This is a genomic window from Lentzea albidocapillata subsp. violacea (assembly GCF_900100275.1).
GTDB lineage: Bacteria > Actinomycetota > Actinomycetes > Mycobacteriales > Pseudonocardiaceae > Lentzea > Lentzea violacea.
Window position 1 is genome coordinate 1 of sequence record NZ_FNET01000037.1, and the last position, 18,604, is coordinate 18,604.

Annotated in this window: 14 protein-coding genes; 8 read left to right on the top strand and 6 right to left on the bottom strand. The window is 70.0% G+C overall.

The genetic code is table 11. The annotated features are described in order from the left end of the window. Both BLR21_RS39815 and BLR21_RS39820 read right to left on the bottom strand, forming a co-directional pair. Positions 1-1,152 (bottom strand): TRM11 family SAM-dependent methyltransferase (locus tag BLR21_RS39815; RefSeq protein ID WP_176930021.1); only part of this gene is annotated, 1,152 nt, incomplete at its 3' end. Continuing rightward, positions 1,149-2,246, bottom strand: a complete 1,098-nt coding sequence (locus BLR21_RS39820; protein WP_256335234.1) for a hypothetical protein — start codon at positions 2,244-2,246, stop codon at positions 1,149-1,151. The genes BLR21_RS39815 and BLR21_RS39820, both read right to left, overlap by 4 nt. A 534-nt stretch (positions 2,247-2,780) precedes the next feature. On the opposite strand from BLR21_RS39820, the gene BLR21_RS39825 reads away from it, so the two are divergent. Next, on the top strand, positions 2,781-3,839 hold the full coding sequence (locus BLR21_RS39825; protein ID WP_090015153.1) for a hypothetical protein: 1,059 nt from the start codon (positions 2,781-2,783) through the stop codon (positions 3,837-3,839). A gap of 164 nt (positions 3,840-4,003) precedes the next feature. Continuing rightward, complete coding sequence (locus BLR21_RS39830) at positions 4,004-4,357, top strand: pilin (RefSeq protein WP_256335235.1); 354 nt, start codon at positions 4,004-4,006, stop codon at positions 4,355-4,357. A 278-nt stretch (positions 4,358-4,635) separates the two neighbouring features. Here the strand turns inward: BLR21_RS39830 and BLR21_RS43025 are convergent, their stop codons facing one another. Continuing rightward, positions 4,636-4,788: a hypothetical protein gene (locus BLR21_RS43025; RefSeq protein WP_176930022.1), complete on the bottom strand. Its 153-nt coding sequence runs from the start codon at positions 4,786-4,788 to the stop codon at positions 4,636-4,638. On the opposite strand from BLR21_RS43025, the gene BLR21_RS44300 reads away from it, so the two are divergent. The 4 genes from BLR21_RS44300 to BLR21_RS39850 are packed head-to-tail and all read left to right on the top strand — an operon-like array spanning position 4,775 to position 12,293. After that, positions 4,775-6,391, top strand: coding sequence for a TrbL/VirB6 family protein (locus BLR21_RS44300; RefSeq protein ID WP_090015157.1), 1,617 nt, complete (start codon positions 4,775-4,777; stop codon positions 6,389-6,391). The genes BLR21_RS43025 and BLR21_RS44300 overlap by 14 nt on opposite strands. A gap of 29 nt (positions 6,392-6,420) precedes the next feature. Next, entirely contained in the window at positions 6,421-7,656 is a 1,236-nt protein-coding gene (locus BLR21_RS39840; protein ID WP_420843938.1) for a PrgI family protein, read from the top strand. Then, complete coding sequence (locus BLR21_RS39845) at positions 7,653-9,596, top strand: VirB4 family type IV secretion system protein (RefSeq protein ID WP_090015161.1); 1,944 nt, start codon at positions 7,653-7,655, stop codon at positions 9,594-9,596. Before BLR21_RS39840 ends, BLR21_RS39845 begins: the two co-directional genes overlap by 4 nt. 48 nt (positions 9,597-9,644) lie before the next feature. Next, positions 9,645-12,293: a type IV secretory system conjugative DNA transfer family protein gene (locus tag BLR21_RS39850; RefSeq protein ID WP_090015202.1), complete on the top strand. Its 2,649-nt coding sequence runs from the start codon at positions 9,645-9,647 to the stop codon at positions 12,291-12,293. 116 nt (positions 12,294-12,409) lie between these two features. Here the strand turns inward: BLR21_RS39850 and BLR21_RS39855 are convergent, their stop codons facing one another. Genes BLR21_RS39855 through BLR21_RS39865 form a run of 3 tightly spaced genes read right to left on the bottom strand, consistent with a single transcriptional unit; the run spans position 12,410 to position 16,207 of the window. Further along, complete coding sequence (locus BLR21_RS39855; protein WP_218131114.1) at positions 12,410-14,773, bottom strand: hypothetical protein; 2,364 nt, start codon at positions 14,771-14,773, stop codon at positions 12,410-12,412. Positions 14,774-14,778: 5 nt separating this feature from the next. Then, positions 14,779-15,129, bottom strand: a complete 351-nt coding sequence (locus BLR21_RS39860; protein ID WP_090015163.1) for a helix-turn-helix domain-containing protein — start codon at positions 15,127-15,129, stop codon at positions 14,779-14,781. A 4-nt stretch (positions 15,130-15,133) separates the two neighbouring features. Continuing rightward, positions 15,134-16,207: a tyrosine-type recombinase/integrase gene (locus BLR21_RS39865; protein ID WP_199543071.1), complete on the bottom strand. Its 1,074-nt coding sequence runs from the start codon at positions 16,205-16,207 to the stop codon at positions 15,134-15,136. Between the two features lie 218 nt (positions 16,208-16,425). Here BLR21_RS39865 and BLR21_RS39870 point away from each other — a divergent pair, with 218 nt between their 5' ends. Both BLR21_RS39870 and BLR21_RS39875 read left to right on the top strand, forming a co-directional pair. Beyond that, complete coding sequence (locus BLR21_RS39870; protein WP_090015166.1) at positions 16,426-17,493, top strand: replication-relaxation family protein; 1,068 nt, start codon at positions 16,426-16,428, stop codon at positions 17,491-17,493. Positions 17,494-17,500: 7 nt separating this feature from the next. Further along, positions 17,501-18,472, top strand: a complete 972-nt coding sequence (locus BLR21_RS39875) for a C40 family peptidase (RefSeq protein WP_090015168.1) — start codon at positions 17,501-17,503, stop codon at positions 18,470-18,472. The last annotated feature ends 132 nt before the right edge of the window (positions 18,473-18,604 follow it).

Consider the following 18,604-nt stretch of genomic DNA (forward strand, 5'->3'; position numbering starts at 1 on the left):
GTTGCGAACCCCAGTGTCCAACCCCGACAATGAGGCCGATGACCACTTGGGTTCCCGCTGAAGTTGCTTCAGTTTTCGTGAACTCAAGGAGTTCAACGGTGTCCGGAACACCAGAACGTCCTCATGGGCGATGAGGTGCAACGGCAGTCCGGCTTCGCGCTGCTTGCGGATGAAATCACGCTGGAAGAACGAGCCCCTCGGCACGAGATCGTGCTCGGCCGCGCGCGCCAACAGCGCGACGCAACGCTCCACGGGGATCAGACCGGCGTGCAGACCGCAGGCGAGGATCTGCGAGGGCAGGTCGATCAGCTCGGCGTGTTCGCGCCACGGCCGGATGGTGATGGCGATGTGCCCGCCGGGCCGCAGGAACGGCACCAGTCCGGCGAGGATGCGGGTGAAGCCGGACAACAGCCGGTGGTGGCCGATATTGGCGAGGTTGCCGCGGTCGAGGGTGTTGCCGTAGAGGTGGTGGTACTTCTGGATGCCTTTGCCCGGTGCGACCGCGACCTGTCCGTGCGTGGACGGACCGTACGGCGGTGAGGTGACCACGAGCGCGGCCTGACCGAGGTACTCCGGCGGCAGCAGTGAGGCGATCTGGCGGGCGTCGCCGTGAAACACCCGGCCCTCGTGCGCCACACCGGCGTGGTGGGCGAGCACGAGATTGGCGCGGGCGACGTCGACCCAGTGCGGTTCGTACTCGATGCCGGCCGCGCGACGCCCGGCGTGCACAGCTTCGACCAGGGTGGTGCCGATCCCGCACATCGGGTCGAGCACCAGATCGCCCGGCTGGGTGTAGTGGGCGATGGCATGGGCAGCCACAGCCGGGAGCATCTTGGCCGGGTGCGCGGTCGACTCGGCGACGTAGCGGCCCTTGCGCTGTGCCGCAGGAGAGGTCTGCGCAGTCGTCCACACCGACACCGCAGGCTCCTGCACCGAGCCGTCGGTGGCCCGCTCGGATGCCCTGCTGAAGGCGCCGCCAGGGTCGCCGGGGACGGCGCGCGGGACGTACTGGGCAGGGTCGTCCGCGCGAGGCGGAACTGGCGTGGCAGGGGTGTCGGGCAGGGCGTGCGGGACGCGGTCGTCGGCCACGGGCGTGCCTTCCGTACGGCGGTGTGCGGGCTGGGCGGGGTTCGGGAACTGCGCGCTGGTCATCGGATGACTCCGCTCTCGCGTGCCGCATCGGCCGGGCTCAGAAGAGGCGGCTCGTGGTCGTGCGGCTGGGCGAAGACCAGGACGTCGGAGTGGATGCGCCGATGGGGTTCGGGCAGCCCGCGCACGGACGCACGATGCCGGGCCCGGGCCCCGTTCTCGGCCGCCGGGCCGTCGGAATCGGCGAGAGAGTCGTCGGCGAACCGGCCGCCGCGCACCGGGGCGTGCAGCGCCACGATGTGCTGCAGGTAGAGCAGGTCGGCGTTCTGCGCCGAGGCCACGACCGCTCCAGTCGGGTCGATCAACTCACCCGCCAGCCAGTCACAGTGAGTGAGCACGACGAGGATGCCGCCGACCCGCAGCAGCCGGGCCGCGACCAGCGCCACCAGGTCGCTGAACCGGTCGCCGCCGTGCTCGAGACGCAGGCTCGTGATGACCAAGTCGGTGTCCGCAGCGTCCTGGACACCGTCCGGGAACTCGTGGCTGATGCTCGAGTGTGAGGGCGGGACGACGGTCGCTACCTGGGGGTCGGCGTCGCCGACAAGACCGGCCCAGAACGGTCGTGCCCCCGGACCGGTAGTGGTCGGGTCCGCCGCGACACGCACCACGCGACCGCTCCGGCCGAGCTCCTCGACGGCGGCGAGCGCGTCGGCCAGCGCGTCGTCTGACTCGGCTGCGGGGATGTGCTCGAGCACCGCGCCGGAGAAGACCGGCGTCAGTCGCGGACGGTCGTCAGAGGACGATTGCGCGGTCGGCCAGGACAGCAGCGTGACCCGTCCGCCGGGCTCGCTGAACGCGTCGACGATCTTCTCGATGAACGGTGCCGGCCACGCCGTGTCGAGGTCGATCGGCGCCGGGCCGGCCGTCCACACCGTCGCCGGGGTCGATGCCGCTGCCGAGCCGCGTGACCGGGCGCGAGCCGTGGGCGAGCCGGGTGTGGCGGGGCTGATCCTGGTGGTGGACGGAGCGGTCGGATAGGGGCGGCGCTCGGCGCCGGAGCCTGCGCCGGAACGGCTGGTCGCCGGGCGGGTGGAGTCGTCGCGTCGCGTCGGACCCTGCGGCCGGGAACGGCGTGCGCTGTGCTCGGGCTGGGGCATGAGTTCCTCGCAATGCCTCGGAGGTGCGGCGCGCCATGCGGCGCTCTCTCGTACACTTCGCAACTCCGAAATCCGCGCTGTTTTTTGACAGCCCACACCCGACTTTCTTCAAAAACTTCTCCCTGGCTCCCGACTGGGGAACACAGAAGGCTCACACGCACATGTACGCGCCGGCGAGAGCCTGGAAAGTTCTCCGCGAAAAGTTGTCGAGAATCTCCGCGGATTTCTTGGACTCAGCTAGCGGCGCGAGTCAGATAGCGCGACCAAGCCTTCGGGGCCGCCACCGGATCGCCACCGCAACGCCACCAAGGCATCGTCACGGCAGCTCACTGGCTACTACCGATGATCATGAATTGATCTTGAGGCGGACTACCATGTGGACTCCCGATGATCTTGGTGGCGGCCCGGGATGATCACCGAAGATCATCGGTGGCGTTTTGGTGGACATTTGGTGGCGGTCTGGTGGCGTTTTGGTGGACTTGATTTGGCGTCCTTGTGTGGTCGTTGTTCTCCGATCACACAAGGAGCCGGGTTATGGACTCGCGTCATGTATTGAACTGCGTTCCCCTTGGGCGTGATTCCCTGCCCTTGGACGCCGCGCGGACGGCATTCGAATGGCTGGTCACCGGACCGCGCCCGGCCGGGGTCGACGGCTGGCGTTTCCCGGGTCTGCCCCGGCGTCGGCTGCCCCTGGACGAGTTGCGGGATCTGCTGCTGGACGCGGACCTGCCGATGTCGACCGTGGACCCGGTCTGGGTACACCTGGTTACGCGCTCCCGCGACAAGGGCGGCGCCGCGACGGTGGCGTGCGTCGGGGTCGCGCTGCCCGCGCTGTTCAGCATCGCCGCCGAGTTGTGCAAGTCCTTCGTGGACGACCACCACGACATCCACGCCGCGCTGCTGACCGGGTTTCTGTCGGAGCTGGCGACGATCGACCTTGCCCGGCCGTGGGTGATGTGGCGGCTGCGCTGCGCTGCGTTGCGCGCGGGGCACCTGTTCATCCGGGAGGCGCTGGAGCGTCCGATGCCGTCGGAGGAAGCGTTCCGCTCCAGCGAGCCGCGCCCATTGTGTGGACACGAGGACTTCGTGCTCGCCCGCGCGGTGGCCGAGGGAGTCATCACCGGCGAGCAGGCCGAGCTGATCGGCGCCACCCGGTTGGAGCCGGAGTACACCCTCGCCCAGGCCGCCGCGGACTGGGGCGTCAGTTACGACACCCTCGCGCACGTCCGCGTTCGCGCCGAGCGGCGGCTGGTCGCCTGGTTGCGCGAGCAGGCCGCGCACGACGACGCCGGTGAACGCGGCGAAGGCGCGGTGGAGGTCCAGGCGATCCACGCGGCGACCGTCATCGCCGCCGCCCGCCAGACGAGGCGCCGCTCGACACCTCCATCCGGTCAGGCACACACAGTGACCGCAGCAGGTGGGAAGTCGTCGAAGAAAGTTCGGGGCGACGTGTCAAAAAGGACCCCGAAATCCGGAGTCGAGGGCTGCGGGAAAGAAGCAGCCACTCCCGCGCACACCACCTCGCCCACCCGGCCCGCCGACACCATCCGGCGGCCTGCGGGCACGACCCCGGGAGTGCCGCGATGCGCCTGACCTGTTCCCTCATTCGCCGCTCACCGCGCCACCGCGGTGGCGACAGCCGCCCTCGCCGCGGACCCGTTACCCAGCCTCTCCAGGCGGCTCGCCCGGCCCGGCGCCCGCGTTCCCAGCCCTCGCGGTCGCGCACCGCCGCGACACTTACACCTCGGATGTCTGGGGTGGCGGGCGACCTGGCCTGCCCGCGGCGCACGTTCGTGGTGCTGGTCGGCGTGGCCGTTGCGGTGCTGTGCGTGCCTGTCTCGGCCGCGCACGCGGAGAGCGTCACGGTGCTGGCTCAGGTGCAGTCGGTGGATCAGGTCCTGACCAACATCCGCAACTGGATCATGGGCATCCTCGCCCTGCTCGCGACGGTGATCTTCACCATCGGCGGCGTGCGCCGGGTGATGGCCGGCGGTGACCCTGGCGAGCACGAGAAGGCCAAGGACTGCTTCAAGGCCGCCGCGATCGGCTACGGCCTGGCCGCGCTCGCCCCGCTGGTTGTCAGCGTGCTCAAAGGCATTGTGGGGGCGTAGGCGATGTCTGCGACCACCTCCACGCGGCGCGCCGCTCGCCGCCCGGCGGGCCATGGCCCGCGTGTGACGCACGCGGGCCACGCCGGGCCTCCCGACGATCGACGCGGCATTCTGCGGCGGCGCGCTCTGTGGTTGTTCACGGTCGTGTTGCTGGCGATCCTGGGCGGTACCGCCGCGGTGGCGGTGGCGCAACCGAGCCCGGTCACACCTACGCCGTGCCCGCCGCCCGGCTCGTCGTCGACACCGTGCCCGCCCGCCCCGTCGCCGAGCACACGACCTCACGCCCCCGCGAGCACCACCTCACCCGCCCCGGCCCCGAGCACGCCGAGCACGACGGCGCCGAGCACACCACCGGCACCCCTGTCACCGCTCAGTCCGCCCAGCGGGGAGTGCGGCATCACCGACATCGGCGCGTGCATGGCGGATGGCATCAACAGCTTCTTCTGGGCGCTGGTTGTCGCCGCGTTGAACTCGCTGTTGCGGCTGGTGGCTCAGACGCTGCTGGCCACGCCGACGCTGGATCAGCTGCCGCGGATCGGTGAGCTGTGGGAGTCCTCGCGTGGGATCGCGGTCGCCAGCTACGCACTGTTGATCATGGTGGCCGGGATCGTGCTGATGGCCTACGAGACGCTGCAGGCTCGCACCACGATCCGCCAGACCGCGCCCCGCATCGTGGTCGGTTTCCTGGCAGCGAACCTGTCCCTGATCCTCGCCGCGAAGGCGATCGAGCTCGCCAACGCCCTGTCCTATGCCCTCGTCGGCGGGGGCGTCGATCCCAGTGGCGCGGCGCAGACGTTGTCCGCGTTGCTGACCCACACGGTGATGAACTCGATCACCTCGTCCGGGTTCTTCGGGGTGCTGGTCGGGCTCGGCCTGGTCGTACTCCTCGTCGCCCTGATCGGCAGCTACGTCGTGCGCGTCGCACTGACCGCGGTGCTGGTCGCGGGAGCGCCACTGTTCCTGGTCTGTCATGGCCTGGAGCAGACCGAGGGCATCGCCCGCTGGTGGTGGCGCGCCTTCTTCGGCGTCCTGGCCGTCCAGGTCGGTCAGTCACTCGCGTTGATCACCGCGCTGCGGGTGTTCTTCGCCGAAGGCGGCTTCACCCTGTTCGGGCCGACCCCGGACGGCATGGTCAACCTGATAGCCACGGGCGGCCTGATCTGGATCCTGGTCAAGATTCCCAGCTGGGTCATGGCCCACGTTCAGCTCGGCGGCGGCCGGCGCTCGATGCTCGGCTCGCTGGTGCGCGCGTTCGTGGCGTACAAGACCTTCGGCCTGCTGCGCGGCCGGGGCGGCAGCGGTCACAGCGGGCCGCGCTCGACCGGCGGCAACGGCGGAGGTAGTGGTGGCGGGCGCGGTTCGGCGGACCCCTACGCCCACGCCCGTACCACCGCGGACGGGCAGTACATGCTGCCGCTGGCTGGTGTGCGTCGCAGCCGACCGGCCGCCAAGCCCAGGCCCGCTCCCGCGCCGAAGCCGTCGGCGGGGCACGGCCGCCAGCTGACGCTGCCGCTGGACGACGGCTGGCCGGAGAACAAACCGGTCCTCGGACGAGACGGCCAGTACCGCTTGCCGCTGGATGTCGAGCGGGTCAAGCCGACACCGCCACCACTGACCCCGCCGGGACCGTCCGCACGAGGTCGTGGCGGGAAGCAGCTGGAACTGCCGTTCGACCCGTACCGGGGTAACCGGCCGGACCGCTCCGGGCAGTACCGCTTGCCGCTCGACGGTGTGCGCCGGGTCCCGCGCCCGCCGAGCCCGCCCTCCCCACCGCCACCCCCGGCACGATCGCGCGCCAGGCAGCTGGAGTTGCCGTTCGACCCGTACAAGGGCAACCGGCCGACTCACTCCGGGCAGTACCCGCTGCCGCTGGACGGCTTGCGCCGCGTCCCGCCCGCGACACCCGCACCGCCGCCACCACCGCCACCGCGAAAGTCCTCACCCGCAGGCCGACAGCTGCGACTCCCGCTGGACCTTCCGACACGACCGCGGCGTTCCTCGCCGCCGCCACCCACGCCCGGAGGTACGCCGTGAGTTCTGTGCGCATTCCCGCTGACGTCGATATGGCCGACAAGGTGGTCGGCCCGTTGACCGCCCGCCAGCTAGCGATCCTCGCGGTGACCGGCCTGGTGCTCTACGCCGGGTGGACCTCCACTCGAGCGTTCGTGCCGCTGCCGGTGTTCCTCGCGGTGGCCATCCCGGTCGGAGTGGGTGCGGCGGTCATCGCGCTCGGCCAGCGCGACGGGATCTCGATGGACCGGCTGCTGGTCGCCGCGACCCGGCAGCGCATGGGACCGCGCCATCGCGTCGCCGCACCCGAGGGCGTCCGGCCCGCGCCGCCATGGCTGACCGCCCAGGTTGCCGCTACCGGTAAGAGCCGGACCGCGGGCTCCAGCCAGAGCCGGTCGGCCAAGGCGACCAAGAACAAGATGCCAGCGTCCGAGCAGATCTCGCCGTCGGCGTTGCGGTTGCCCGCCGAGGCGGTGACCGACACCGGCGTCGTGGACCTGGGTACCGACGGTCTGGCCGTCGTCGCGGTCGCCTCGACGGTGAACTTCGCGCTGCGGACACCGTCGGAGCAGGAGTCCCTGGTGGCCAGTTTCGGCCGCTACCTGCACAGCCTGACCGCGCCCGTGCAGGTGCTGGTGCGCACCGAACGGCTAGACCTGTCCGGCCAGATCGCTGAGCTGCGGGCACGTGCGGGCGGGCTGTCGCACCCGGCGTTGGAGGCCGCCGCGCTCGAGCACGCCGACTACCTGGTGCAGCTCGGTGAGCAGACCGACCTGCTGCGCCGTCAGGTGCTGCTGATCCTGCGCGAGCCGATGGGCGCCGCCGCGCCGGCCGACGGCCTCGGCGGCCCCGGCCCACTCGCGGTGCTGTCCTCACTGACCCGCCGACGCCGCGCGCACGACGAGACCACCCAGGCCAGCGCCGCGGCGCGGCGCGCGGCGGAGTCCCGGCTGGTGCGCCGCCTGAACGAGGCGATCGAGCTGCTCGCGCCCGCCGGGATCGTGGTCACCCCGCTCGATGCCGGGCAGGCCACCTCCGTGCTCGCCTCGGCGTGCAACCCGGACACGTTGTTGCCGCCGTCGGCGGTCCTGGCCGGTGCCGACGACGTCATCACCACCTCCGGCGGCACCGACCTGGCCGACGGCGACTTCGACGACGACCGCCCGTTCTGGCAGGCCCACGACCGCGGCGCGGCCGACACCCACGCGCGCGAACCAGCCGACGAAGACGACGGCTGGGACTACGAGGACGAAGACGACGACTTCCCAGAGAGGGGGCGGGTGCGATGACCACCCGAACACGTTCCCGGCGCGACCAGCGCCGCCCCAGTCACCGGGCCGCCGCGTTTACCCCGGACGCCCTGTCCGTCGGCGCTCGGCACCTGGAGGTCGGCACCGAGTGGGTCTCCAGCTTCGCCATCACGGGGTTCCCGCGTGAGGTCCACCCCGGCTGGCTCGCACCCCTGTTGACCTATCCCGGCCGGTTGGACGTTGCGCTGCACGTCGAGCCGATCGACCCGGCCACCGCCTCCGCGCGGCTGCGCAAGCAGCTCGCCAAACTCGAGTCAGGCCGACGGCACACCGCCGAACACGGCCGCCTCTACGACCCACAGGTCGAAGCCGCCACCGAGGACGCCTACGACCTCAGTTCTCGCGTCGCCCGCGGTGAAGGCAAGCTGTTCCGCGTCGGCCTGTATCTCACGATCCATGCCCCGTCCGAGCGGGCATTGGCCGACGAGGTGGCCGCGCTGCGCTCCCTATCCGCGAGCCTGCTGCTCGACGCCAAACACACCACCTACCGGTCGCTGCAGGGCTGGGTGTCGACCCTGCCGATGGGCCTGGACCTGATCGGGATGCGCCGCACCTTCGACACCTCCGCGCTCTCCGCGGCGTTCCCGTTCACCTCGCCCGACCTGCCCGCGGCCGACCCGACGTCGGTGGCCGCGCCGTCCGGCGTGCTCTACGGCTACAACGTCGGCTCGCAAGGCCTGGTGCACTGGGACCGTTTCGGCGAGGGTCTGCACAACCACAACTCCGTCATCCTTGGCCGCTCCGGTGCGGGCAAGTCCTATCTGGTCAAGCTGGAGCTGCTGCGGTCGCTGTATCGGGGTATCGAGGTCGCGGTCGTTGACCCTGAGGACGAGTACGCCCGGCTCGCGCACGCGGTCGGCGGCACGTATGTCCATCTCGGTGCCGCGGGCGTCCGGCTCAACCCGTTCGATCTGCCCATCCACACCCGCCCGGATGGACGCCGGACCGCGCCGCGCGACGCCCTCGTGCGCCGGTCGCTGTTCCTGCACACCGTCATCTCCGTGCTCGTTGGCAGCGAGTTGCAGGCCGCCGAGCGGGCCGCGCTGGACCGGGGCATTGCCGCGACCTACCAGTCGGCCGGGATCACCGCTGACGCCCGTACCTGGACCCGCCCCTCCCCCACGTTGCGGACCTTGCGCGACCAGCTCGCGACTGCGGGACAGGCCGGCGACCGGGCTGCCGCCGAGCTCGCCGCGCGGCTGCATCCCTATGTGCAGGGGGCGTTCAAGCAGCTGTTCGACGGGCCGACCTCCACCACCCCGGAAGGGCATCTGGTGGTGTTCAGCCTGCGGGACCTGCCCGACGAGCTGAAAGCCATCGGCACTCTGCTCACCCTGGACGCGGTGTGGCGGCGGGTGTCCAACCCCGCGATTCGCCGCCCACGCTTGGTGGTCGTGGACGAGGCGTGGCTGCTGATGAAAGACCCGGCCGGAGCGGACTTCTTGTTCCGCATGGCCAAAGCCGCCCGCAAGCACTGGGCAGGCTTGACCGTCGCGACCCAGGACACCGCCGACGTGCTCGGCAACGATCTCGGCAAAGCCGTGGTCGCGAACGCGGCGACCCAGGTCCTGCTCCGGCAAGCGTCCCAGGCCATCGACGAGATCACCCAGACCTTCGACCTGTCGGCCGGGGAACGCCAGTTCCTGCTGTCGGCGGACCGCGGCCAGGGCTTGCTGTCGGCGGGAACCCAGCGGGTCGCCTTCCAGAGCATTGCCTCGCCGACCGAGCACTACCTCGTCACAAGCAACCCGGCCGAACTCGCCGGGTACGCCGCAGACGCCGACCCCGCTGGCGAGTCCGATGACGAACAGTCCTTCGTCGATCTCGGCTTCGCCGACCAGCAGGCGTATGCGGCCGACGACGGCGACGAGTTCGGGCCGTCCGGTGCCGAGGACGACATCGAACTCGACGCCGCCTGACGCTGGTCGTCCTGTCTCCGAGCATTTCCTACTTTGGGAGGACCCGTGATGCTTGCCTGGATACCGGCTGCCCTCAACCACCCCGAGCTGTCTATTCCGCTGGTGGCTCACGGAATCGTGCGGACCGGTCTGACCGACGGGTGGCTCGGGGACTACCTGCGCGACCCCGGCGGTGCGCTGCTCAGGTTGCTGGGTCACGTGCGGGAGTGGGCGCTCACCTGGGGACCGGTCGCCGCCCCGGTGCTCGCGGCCGGTATCGCGGGATTCGTGATCGGCCGGCGCCGGTGGGCGCGGCGCTGCCACGCCAGGCTCGTCGCCGACGCCCGCCAGGTCACCGTGCTCGCCCCACCAACGGTGGATCCCGCGGGCGGTGAGGCCTTGTGGTCCAACCTCGTCGGGCTGCTGCGCCCGGCCTGGCGCCGCTGGTTCACCGGGCAACCACACGTGGCATGCGAGTACGTGTTCTCCGAGGCCGGAGTCGCCATCCGGCTATGGGTGCCGGGGACGATCCCGCCGGGCCTGGTCGAACGCGCGGTCGAGGCGGCCTGGCCCGGCTCGCACACCCGCGTCGGCCCCGCCGAGCCGCCCCTGCCACCACCGGAAGCCGGGCAGCGGCGGCTGGTCGTCGGCGGCGAACTGCGCCTGGCCCGGTCCGAGGCGCTGCCGATCCGCACCGACTTCGGCGCCGACCCGCTGCGCGCGTTGATCGGCGCCCCGGTCGGGCTCGGCCTCGACGAGTACGCCTGCGTACAGATCCTGGCCCGCCCGGTCACCGGCCGCCGCGTCGCCCGAGCACGCCGCTCCGCGCGCCGGGTGCACACCGGCGGCTCCACCCGCGTGGTCGGCCGCCTGCTCGACCTGCTCACTCCCGGCGCGACAACCAGGTCCGCACGGAACTCGACGCGCGCAGGGGCATTGCATACAGATCCGCAGACCTCGCTCGAGTACGCGGCACAGAACCGCGCCATCGTCGCCAAGCAACGCGGCTCCCAGTACGAGACGGTCATCCGCTACGCCGTCGCCACCCTGCTGCCGACCGACGCAGCCGACACCGAGGTCCGCACGGCGCGGGACGTCGCCCGCGGCCGGGCACACGCACTCGCCGCATCGTTCGCTTCCTACACCGAGCACAACCACTACACCCGCCACCGCGTCCGCCACCCCGGCGTCGTACTGGCCGGGCGGCGTCTCGGCAACGGCGACCTGCTGTCGGTGGGAGAGCTGGCCGTCCTGGCTCACCTGCCGACCGACGAGGCGATCCCCGGCGTCCAGCGCGCCGGAGCCCGCGCCATCGCACCGCCACCGGGCATCGCCACACCGGGACCGGGGGCCAAGCGGATCGGGGTCACCGACACCGGACACGAACGCGCTGTCGCGCTGCGCATCCCGGACGCACGGCACCACCTGCACGTCATCGGCGCGACCGGCTCCGGCAAATCCACCCTGCTGGGCAACATGATCCTGGCCGACGCCGAAGCCGGCCGCGGGATCGTGCTCATCGATCCCAAGGGCGACCTCGTCACCGACGTGCTCTCCCGGCTGCCCAAATCGGCCGGCGAACGCGTCGTCATCTTCGACGCCGACTCGAAGTCCCGGCCGCCGTGCCTCAACCCGCTGGACGGCGGAGAAACCGACCTGACCGTCGACAACCTCGTCTCGGTGTTCCGCCGGGTGTACTCCGCCTTCTGGGGACCGCGCACCGACGACGTGATGCGCGCCGCGTGCCTGACCCTACGAACTCAGGAAGGTGTGGCGACCCTCGCGGACCTGCCGAAGCTGCTGGCCGATCCCGCCTTCCGGTCACGGGTCACGGCCGGGGTCACCGACCCGGTGCTGCGCGGGTTCTGGTCCTGGTACGAGGAACTCACCGACTCCAGCCGCAGCCAGGTGATCAGCCCGCTGATGAACAAGCTGCGCGCGTTCCTGCTGCGGCCGTTCGTCCGCGACGCCATCGCGGGCGGATACTCCACAGTGGACATGACCGCCGTGCTCGACGGCGGCATCTGCCTGGTCCGCATCCCGAAAGGCTCGCTCGGCGAGGAGACCACCCGGCTGGTCGGGTCGCTGGTGGTCGCGCGCACCTGGCAGGCCACCACCGCCCGCGCCCGCACTCCGCAACGCCAGCGCAAGGACGCGTCACTGGTGATCGATGAGTGTCATAACTTCCTGAACTTGCCGTACCCGATCGAGGACATGCTCGCCGAGGCGCGGGGCTTCCGGGTCGCGATGACCCTGGCGCATCAGCATCTTGGCCAGCTTCCCCGGGAGTTGCGGGAAGGCATGTCCACCAACGCCCGCAGCAAGATCTTCTTCAACGCGAGCCCGGAGGACGCCCGCGAGCTGTCCCGGCACACCGCGCCCCGGCTGTCCGATCACGACCTGGCCCACCTCGGTGTCTACCACGCCGCCGTCCGCCTTGTGCTGAACGGGGAGGAGTCGCAGCCGTTCACCATGCTCACCCAGCCGCTCCCGCGCGCAATCCCAGGCCGCGCACGGGAAATCCGCGGCATCGCCCGACGCGCCTTGCGCAGCTGTGCTCCGGGTGGCGTCACGCCCGTGTCTGGTCCGCAGGCCCCAACTCGCTCTCCGCGGCGTCCTGCCACAGCCTCAGAGCAGACACGGCCGGCCAACGGCGATCGCCGAGGCCAGCCCGGCGTTCGGGCGCGCAACTCCGACCCGCGCCGCCAGCAACCCTGACCCACCCAGCACACACCACGCAGCGGACGAAAGTCCTTTCCGCGCAACAAACTGGTGAGAGGTAGGTATTGAAGGTGTGCGCTATTCGGGCACTCCCAAGATCGTCGAGCTGGTGTTCATCTCTTGCTGGTGGTGTTCGGCTCGGTAGCCGCGTCGGCGGCGAGGTAGTCGGTCCAGCTGGCTTGGGCGAACTTGGCCCAGGAGTGTGCCGTTCCGGGATGGATGCCGAACAGGTCGGCTATTACGATCGGCGGCAGCTCGCCGACAGCCTCAATCATCGCCGTGTTGCGGGCGGCAAGCGTAGGCAATCCATGCTGCCGCAAGAGTTTCTGCGTTGCTCGGGCGCCTCGCGCCTTGCCTGGCCGACTCGCGGGCAGCAGGTATCGGGGTGGGTCACCGGCCGGCGGGCGCACCATCGACCGGTAGCGCGGGTGGGCGAGGTGTTCCTCGATCAGTGCTGCCAGTTTGGGTGGCAGCAGCACCGGATGTTTGCCGATGGTGAGGAACGCGTCGCCGTCGGCGCGGTGGAACCGATCGGCGGTCAGTTCGACGATGCGGCTGATGGGCAAGCCGAAGAGCCTGACCAGGCTGCCGATGATCCGCACCTCGCGCGGGAGGGTGCCGTCGTTGAGGCAGCGGCGCAGCTGTCGTCGGTACTGGTCCTCAGTTTGAAAGAGGACCGGCATGCTCTTCTTGCTAGACAAGAACTCCAGCGTGGTCGTGAGTCTGCGCTGGCGCGCCCAGCGCAGGAACGAGGCAAGACCCCTGCGTCGGGTCGGGTTGGTGTCCAGCCAGTGGTCGAGCTGATCTTGGGTGAGTGCGTCGAGGGTGGTTGCGCTGGCGTCGAGCCAGTCCAGAAACCCGATGGCGGTGCGGATGTCGGTGCGGTCGGTGGCTGCGGCTCCCTCGGTGTATCGGTTGCGGGCGGCGCGCCGGCGGGCATCGCGGATCACCTGCCACTCCGCGAATGGGCGGATGATTCGCTGCTGGCGTTTGGGCAGGCGGTCGATCGTGCGGTCTGCCCAGGCTTCCAGCCGGTTGAGGTGTTCAGCCCGTGGCGGCAGAGCGCCGGTGGCGATGAGTGCGTCGCGGACGTAGCGGGTGCTGCGAGTGGGTGCCAGGCCGTCCAGCAGGGCGTGGGTGATCTGGGCGGGCTGGGCGGCAAGGTCGGCCAGCAACGTGGTGGCAGGGTGGTAATAGAGCCAGTTCAGTACCGAGTATTCGTTCGGTGCGGCGGTCAGTGCGTGCGCCAGCGGCTGAAGTTGGTGTGCCACAACGCTGGAGTGGTCGCTGAGCAGGTCGTGCACGCGGTGAGTTACCACGCAGCGGGCGCAGCAGCCGTCGGCGTGCAGCCGCCCCGGACGGCCGCAGGTGCGGCAGGTGAAGTCCACTGTGGATCCCGAGCACGGTCCGCAGATGTCCTCGCCGGTTTCGGCGCGGCCGACCAGGACTCGCACGATCGCGCATTGCGGGCACTGGGCTGGGTTGCGCAGGTGGTGGAAGTAGCAGCGGAAGCAGACCGAGCCACGGGGCCAGTCTCCATACAACTGGGCGGTCTGGCCGCAGTCGTCACAGTGCCCGGATCGACGGGGCCGGCAAGCGGAGCAGTGAAATGCGCCGCCGCGGCCGCCGAGCCCGCTGCCCGGCCGGACCCGTCCGCAGACCACGCACTGACCGGTCTGCCGGTAGCACTGGGCACACCGGTCCGGCTGGTCGCCGACCGCGCGGATGCGGATCGGGCGGATGTGGCCGCAGACCCCGCAACGCCGCGGCGGACGCTGGTAGCAGTTGTAGCAAACCGGACCGTCCTCCGTGATCGCCGCCGCCGGGCGGTGATCACGGCACCGAATGCATTGGTGAGTAGGTTTGGGAGCGCAGGACTCGCACCAGGCGGCACCGTCGGCTCGTCGTTTGGTCGGCCGGCGACGACGCCCGCATTCGACACATTCCTCGAACAGGTCCTCGTCGGCCGCATAGCACCGCCGGCAGATCGGTCCTTCCGGTCGGCGGGTGACGACGACCGCTTCCTGCCCGCACCGAGCGCAGGGCCGCACTGTTGTCTTGTGCTTGCACCAGTTGCAGCACCGGCCGTCCGGGGTGCGGCACTCCAGCAGGCGATCGGAACGGCCGCAGATCGAGCACGCGGGTGCGGTAACCGGGTGGCCTGCGGCGGCCAGCAGGTACAGGAGTCGCGCCAGCACCAACGGACAATCCGGCGGCGGCACGCGCAGCGCCTCGGGATGCTGATCAAGGTAGCGATGCAATGCCAGAGCACCCCAGGCAGTCCACGCCTGCGCCTGTTCCAGAAATGCCTGAGCCGCTTGTGCGGTCACGACAGGCTCGGTGATGGCCTGCACGGACTCGAGCAGCCGGGCTCGGGCACCCTCGCGGGCGGCAATTCGAGCCAGCCGCTGCTGGTCACCATCACGGTTACGCACCCGACGACGCCGTACCGCTGGCGCAGGCGACGAAGTGTCCACAGTGGTCACTTCTTTTCAGGGCGACGCTGGTCGGGCCGACGCAGGATCGAACGACGAGGCGTCGGCGCCGGATCGGCGGTCGATCCAGCAACACCGTCGGCTGCCTTGCGGAGCTGCTGGTTGACCACCTCCGGCTTGATCAGGTCGTTCGGTGCGCAGCCCAGGATGTCGCACAACGCCACCAGGGTGTCCATGCTCAACCGCTGCGGCGGCTGGGTCACCAACCGAAACACCTGCTCGCGAGACAGCACAACACCCCGCTCGGCAAGCAACGGCACCAGATCCGAGGTCTGGAACATGTCGCGGTCGGCCATCAAGTGCCGCAACCGCCACTGGTATCCCATCTTCTTGATCACGCCGTCACTCCCAATCCTCGCCGAGCCGGCCCTTCAACGCCGCCTCCAGCAGCTTGTTCCGGTACTCATTGGACACACCCATGTAGATCGCCGTAGTCGACCCGAAAGCGTGGCCGACTTGCTCCTGCACGAACCGAGCCGGATAGCCGAACTCCGTCAGGTGCGTGATGTAGGAATGCCGCAGGCAGTGCAAGTCCAGACTCGGATCGAGCCCGGCATCATCGCGAGCCGCGACGAACGCCTCGTTGATCGACCGCGGCGACAGCCGGCCGACCCGCTCGGTCACCCACAACGCCGGATGGCTGCCCGGCGCGAACCGCGGGCGCATCTGGCTCACCCAGTCGGCCAGCGTGTCGACCACCCAGTCCATCTCCGGCACCAGCAGCACTGTCCGCCGCTTCGGCGGGGAACCTTTGGGTGCCTTGCCGTACCGGACCATGACGGTGCCGAAGTCGCCGAACTGCGGAGCCTTGCGGTTGCGCCGCAAGTCGGCCAGGTCGACGCGGGATGTTTCCCGGCGGCGCAAACCGAACGCGTAGACGGTCTTGAGCACGGCAGCGTCTCGCGCCGCGCACAACGCGCCCTTGCGGCCCCGGCCGCTGATGGTGCCGGGCCGGGCGTCCGCGGCGTCGAACAACGCCTGCACCTCGTCGTAGGTCAACGGCCGCCGACGCGGATCTCCCTCGTAGTTCAGCTTGTGCAGGACGGAGTTGCCCTCATGGAACACCTGCTGAGGCGTGTCACCGAACCGCTCCTCGCACACCTGCACCCAGCCGTAGCGGGAATCCAGCAAGTACTCGAGGAACAGGCTGATCGCCACTTCGTACGTCCGCGCGGTGGACGCCACGATGGGCGACTCCCCGCCCCGCATGTCGTCGATGAACGCCTCACCATCCGCCGGCGTCCACTGCCAGGGATACAAGCCGGTGAAGTCCCACAGCCGGCGAATCAACCGGAGCCTCGGCGCGATCGTCAGCGAGGTCTTCAGGAAACGCGCCGACTGCTGCCGCCGCCAGCCCTCCAACATCGCCTCGAAAACAGCCGGAGCCGGGTCGAGGTGGATGACGTTGTCTGCCAACACAAGTCGCGCTGAACCAGGTGCCTCCGAACCCATCGCCCTGTTGTATCAAACACAACATTGATGCGCTCGCGCTAAGACCGCATGTCCACAGTGGATTCACCCATCTCGGCTACAACTCGCACATCTGCCTGACCAGCAAGGACGACGATCTCAGCAATTTGCCCAATGTTGCATCAGATGCAATTCCGCCTATTTACTTCCCGGAGGTTTGTGACATGATCACCAATCCCACCAAGCAGCGCACCCTTCGAGGTCACAAGGCAATTCGCCCAACTCCGCGTGCGGCGAACAACGCCGATCACCAGGCGGTGCTGGCGGGCCGGTTGACGCCGCGGGACCGGTGGATCATCCGGATGCTGCACGAACACCGCGTGCTCACGGCACACCAGATCACCGCGCTGGCGTTCCCGTCTTTCCGGTCTGGCCGGATGCGGCTGCGGGAGCTGTTCCAGTGGGGCGTGGTCGACCGGTTCCAGCCGTTCATCACCTCCGGCACCGCGCCGATGCACTACATCCTCGCGCCCGCCGGGGCCGCGGTGCTGGCCGCCGAGGACGGCCTGGACGTCAAGGAACTCGGCTACCGACACGACCGCGCCTTCGGTATCGCCCACTCGCTACGGCTCGCGCACACCGTCGGCGTCGCCGAGTGGTTCACCGCCCTGGTCGACCGCGCCCGCCACACCGATCCTGCCGAGCAGACCGCGCTGGGCGCGTGGTGGTCGGAGGCCCGGTGCGCACGGCACTTCGGGGACCTGGTCAAACCCGATGCCTACGGCCGCTGGAGCTCCGGCGGCAGGGACATCGAGTTCTTCCTCGAGTACGACTTCGGCACCGAGGTCCTGGCCAAGCTCGCCGGGAAACTGGCCGGCTACGCCGCCCTCGCCGCAGCCACCGGCATCACCACCCCGCTGCTGGTCTGGCTGCCGACCTCACGCCGCGAGGCCACCGCCCGCCGGCTGTTGGTACGGGCCTGGCGCGAACTCGACGATCCGCGCTCGGTCCCGGTCGCCACCGCCGCGGCCGAACTGCTCGACCCCGAGGCCACACACCCGAGTCCCGCCGACGAGGTCTGGCTTCCCCTCGACACCGCTGGGGGCGGCGCGAGCGCACGGCGAGAGCTGTGCCGGCTACTCGACGTCTGGCCGCACGTCTCACCGCCCAGCACCGGCGAGGGCAGCGATACGGCGCCGGGGGCGGACCTGCCGCTGCCGCTGACGGCTCCCGCGCCCGCGCCGATGCCACCGAAGCCCATTTCACGCGGACCGAGTACCGGAAGGCGGTGAACACCCCATGATCGTGAAGGTCGGTGCCGCTGTGATCGCGGCGATCCTGGTGATCTCGATGCTGATCGTCGGTGGGGTGTCAGGCGCGATCTCGGCGCTTCTCGGCGGCGGTGGCCGGCCCAGCGCGACCGCGCTGGCCGATATCCCCGCCGACTATCTCACGCTGTACCGCGCGGCGGCCGGGGTGTGTCCGGGGCTGGACTGGTCGATCCTTGCCGCTATCGGGAAGGTCGAGACCGATCACGGCCGTTCCACCCTGCCGGGCGTGCACTCCGGTGAGAACGTTGCCGGTGCGGCAGGAGTGATGCAGTTCCTGGCCCCCACCTTCGCCTCGGTGACCTCCCAGCACATCATCCCGCCCGGTGGCCGGACCCCGCCGTCACGCTACGACCCGCACGACGCCATCCACGCCGCCGCCTACTACCTGTGCGACTCCGGTGCCCGCGACGCCACCGACCTCTACCGGGCGATCTTCACCTACAACCGCGCCGACTGGTACGTCCGCAAAGTCCTCGACCAAGCCGCCCTCTACACCCAGGCCGCGTCCGACGCGGCCGGCGCGTGCGCCGCCTCGCAATCAGCCGGTGATCTCGCGGTCGCGCCCGCCGCGGTCGTGGCGGTGAGGTTCGCTTGTGGGGAGCTCGGCGAGCCGTACGTGTGGGGCGGCGACGGCCCTGCCGAGGGCGGCTGGGACTGCTCTGGCCTGACCAAAGCAGCCTATGCCGCAGCGGGAATCAAGCTCGAGCGAGTCGCACAAGACCAATACAACATGGGCCCACTCGTGCCAGCCGGATCACCGCTGCAGCCGGGAGACCTCGTGTACTACGGCACCAGCACCGCGAACATCACGCACGTGGGCATCGCCATCTCGCCCACCCACATGGTCAACGCACCCGAGCCCGGCACCACCGTGCGCATCGACAAGATCGGACGCCCTCTCGCCGCCACCCGTCCCGCGTCCGGCGGATCACGAGGCTGAACCGGGCCACGCCGCCGTCTTACCGGCAGGGCGACATTGAGTGCCAGAGCACGCGATCAGGTCGTGGACAGCGGACGCCGCCGAACACGACCATGAGAGAAAGTCGTCGGACGTTGTCGCACCGCCACGCGG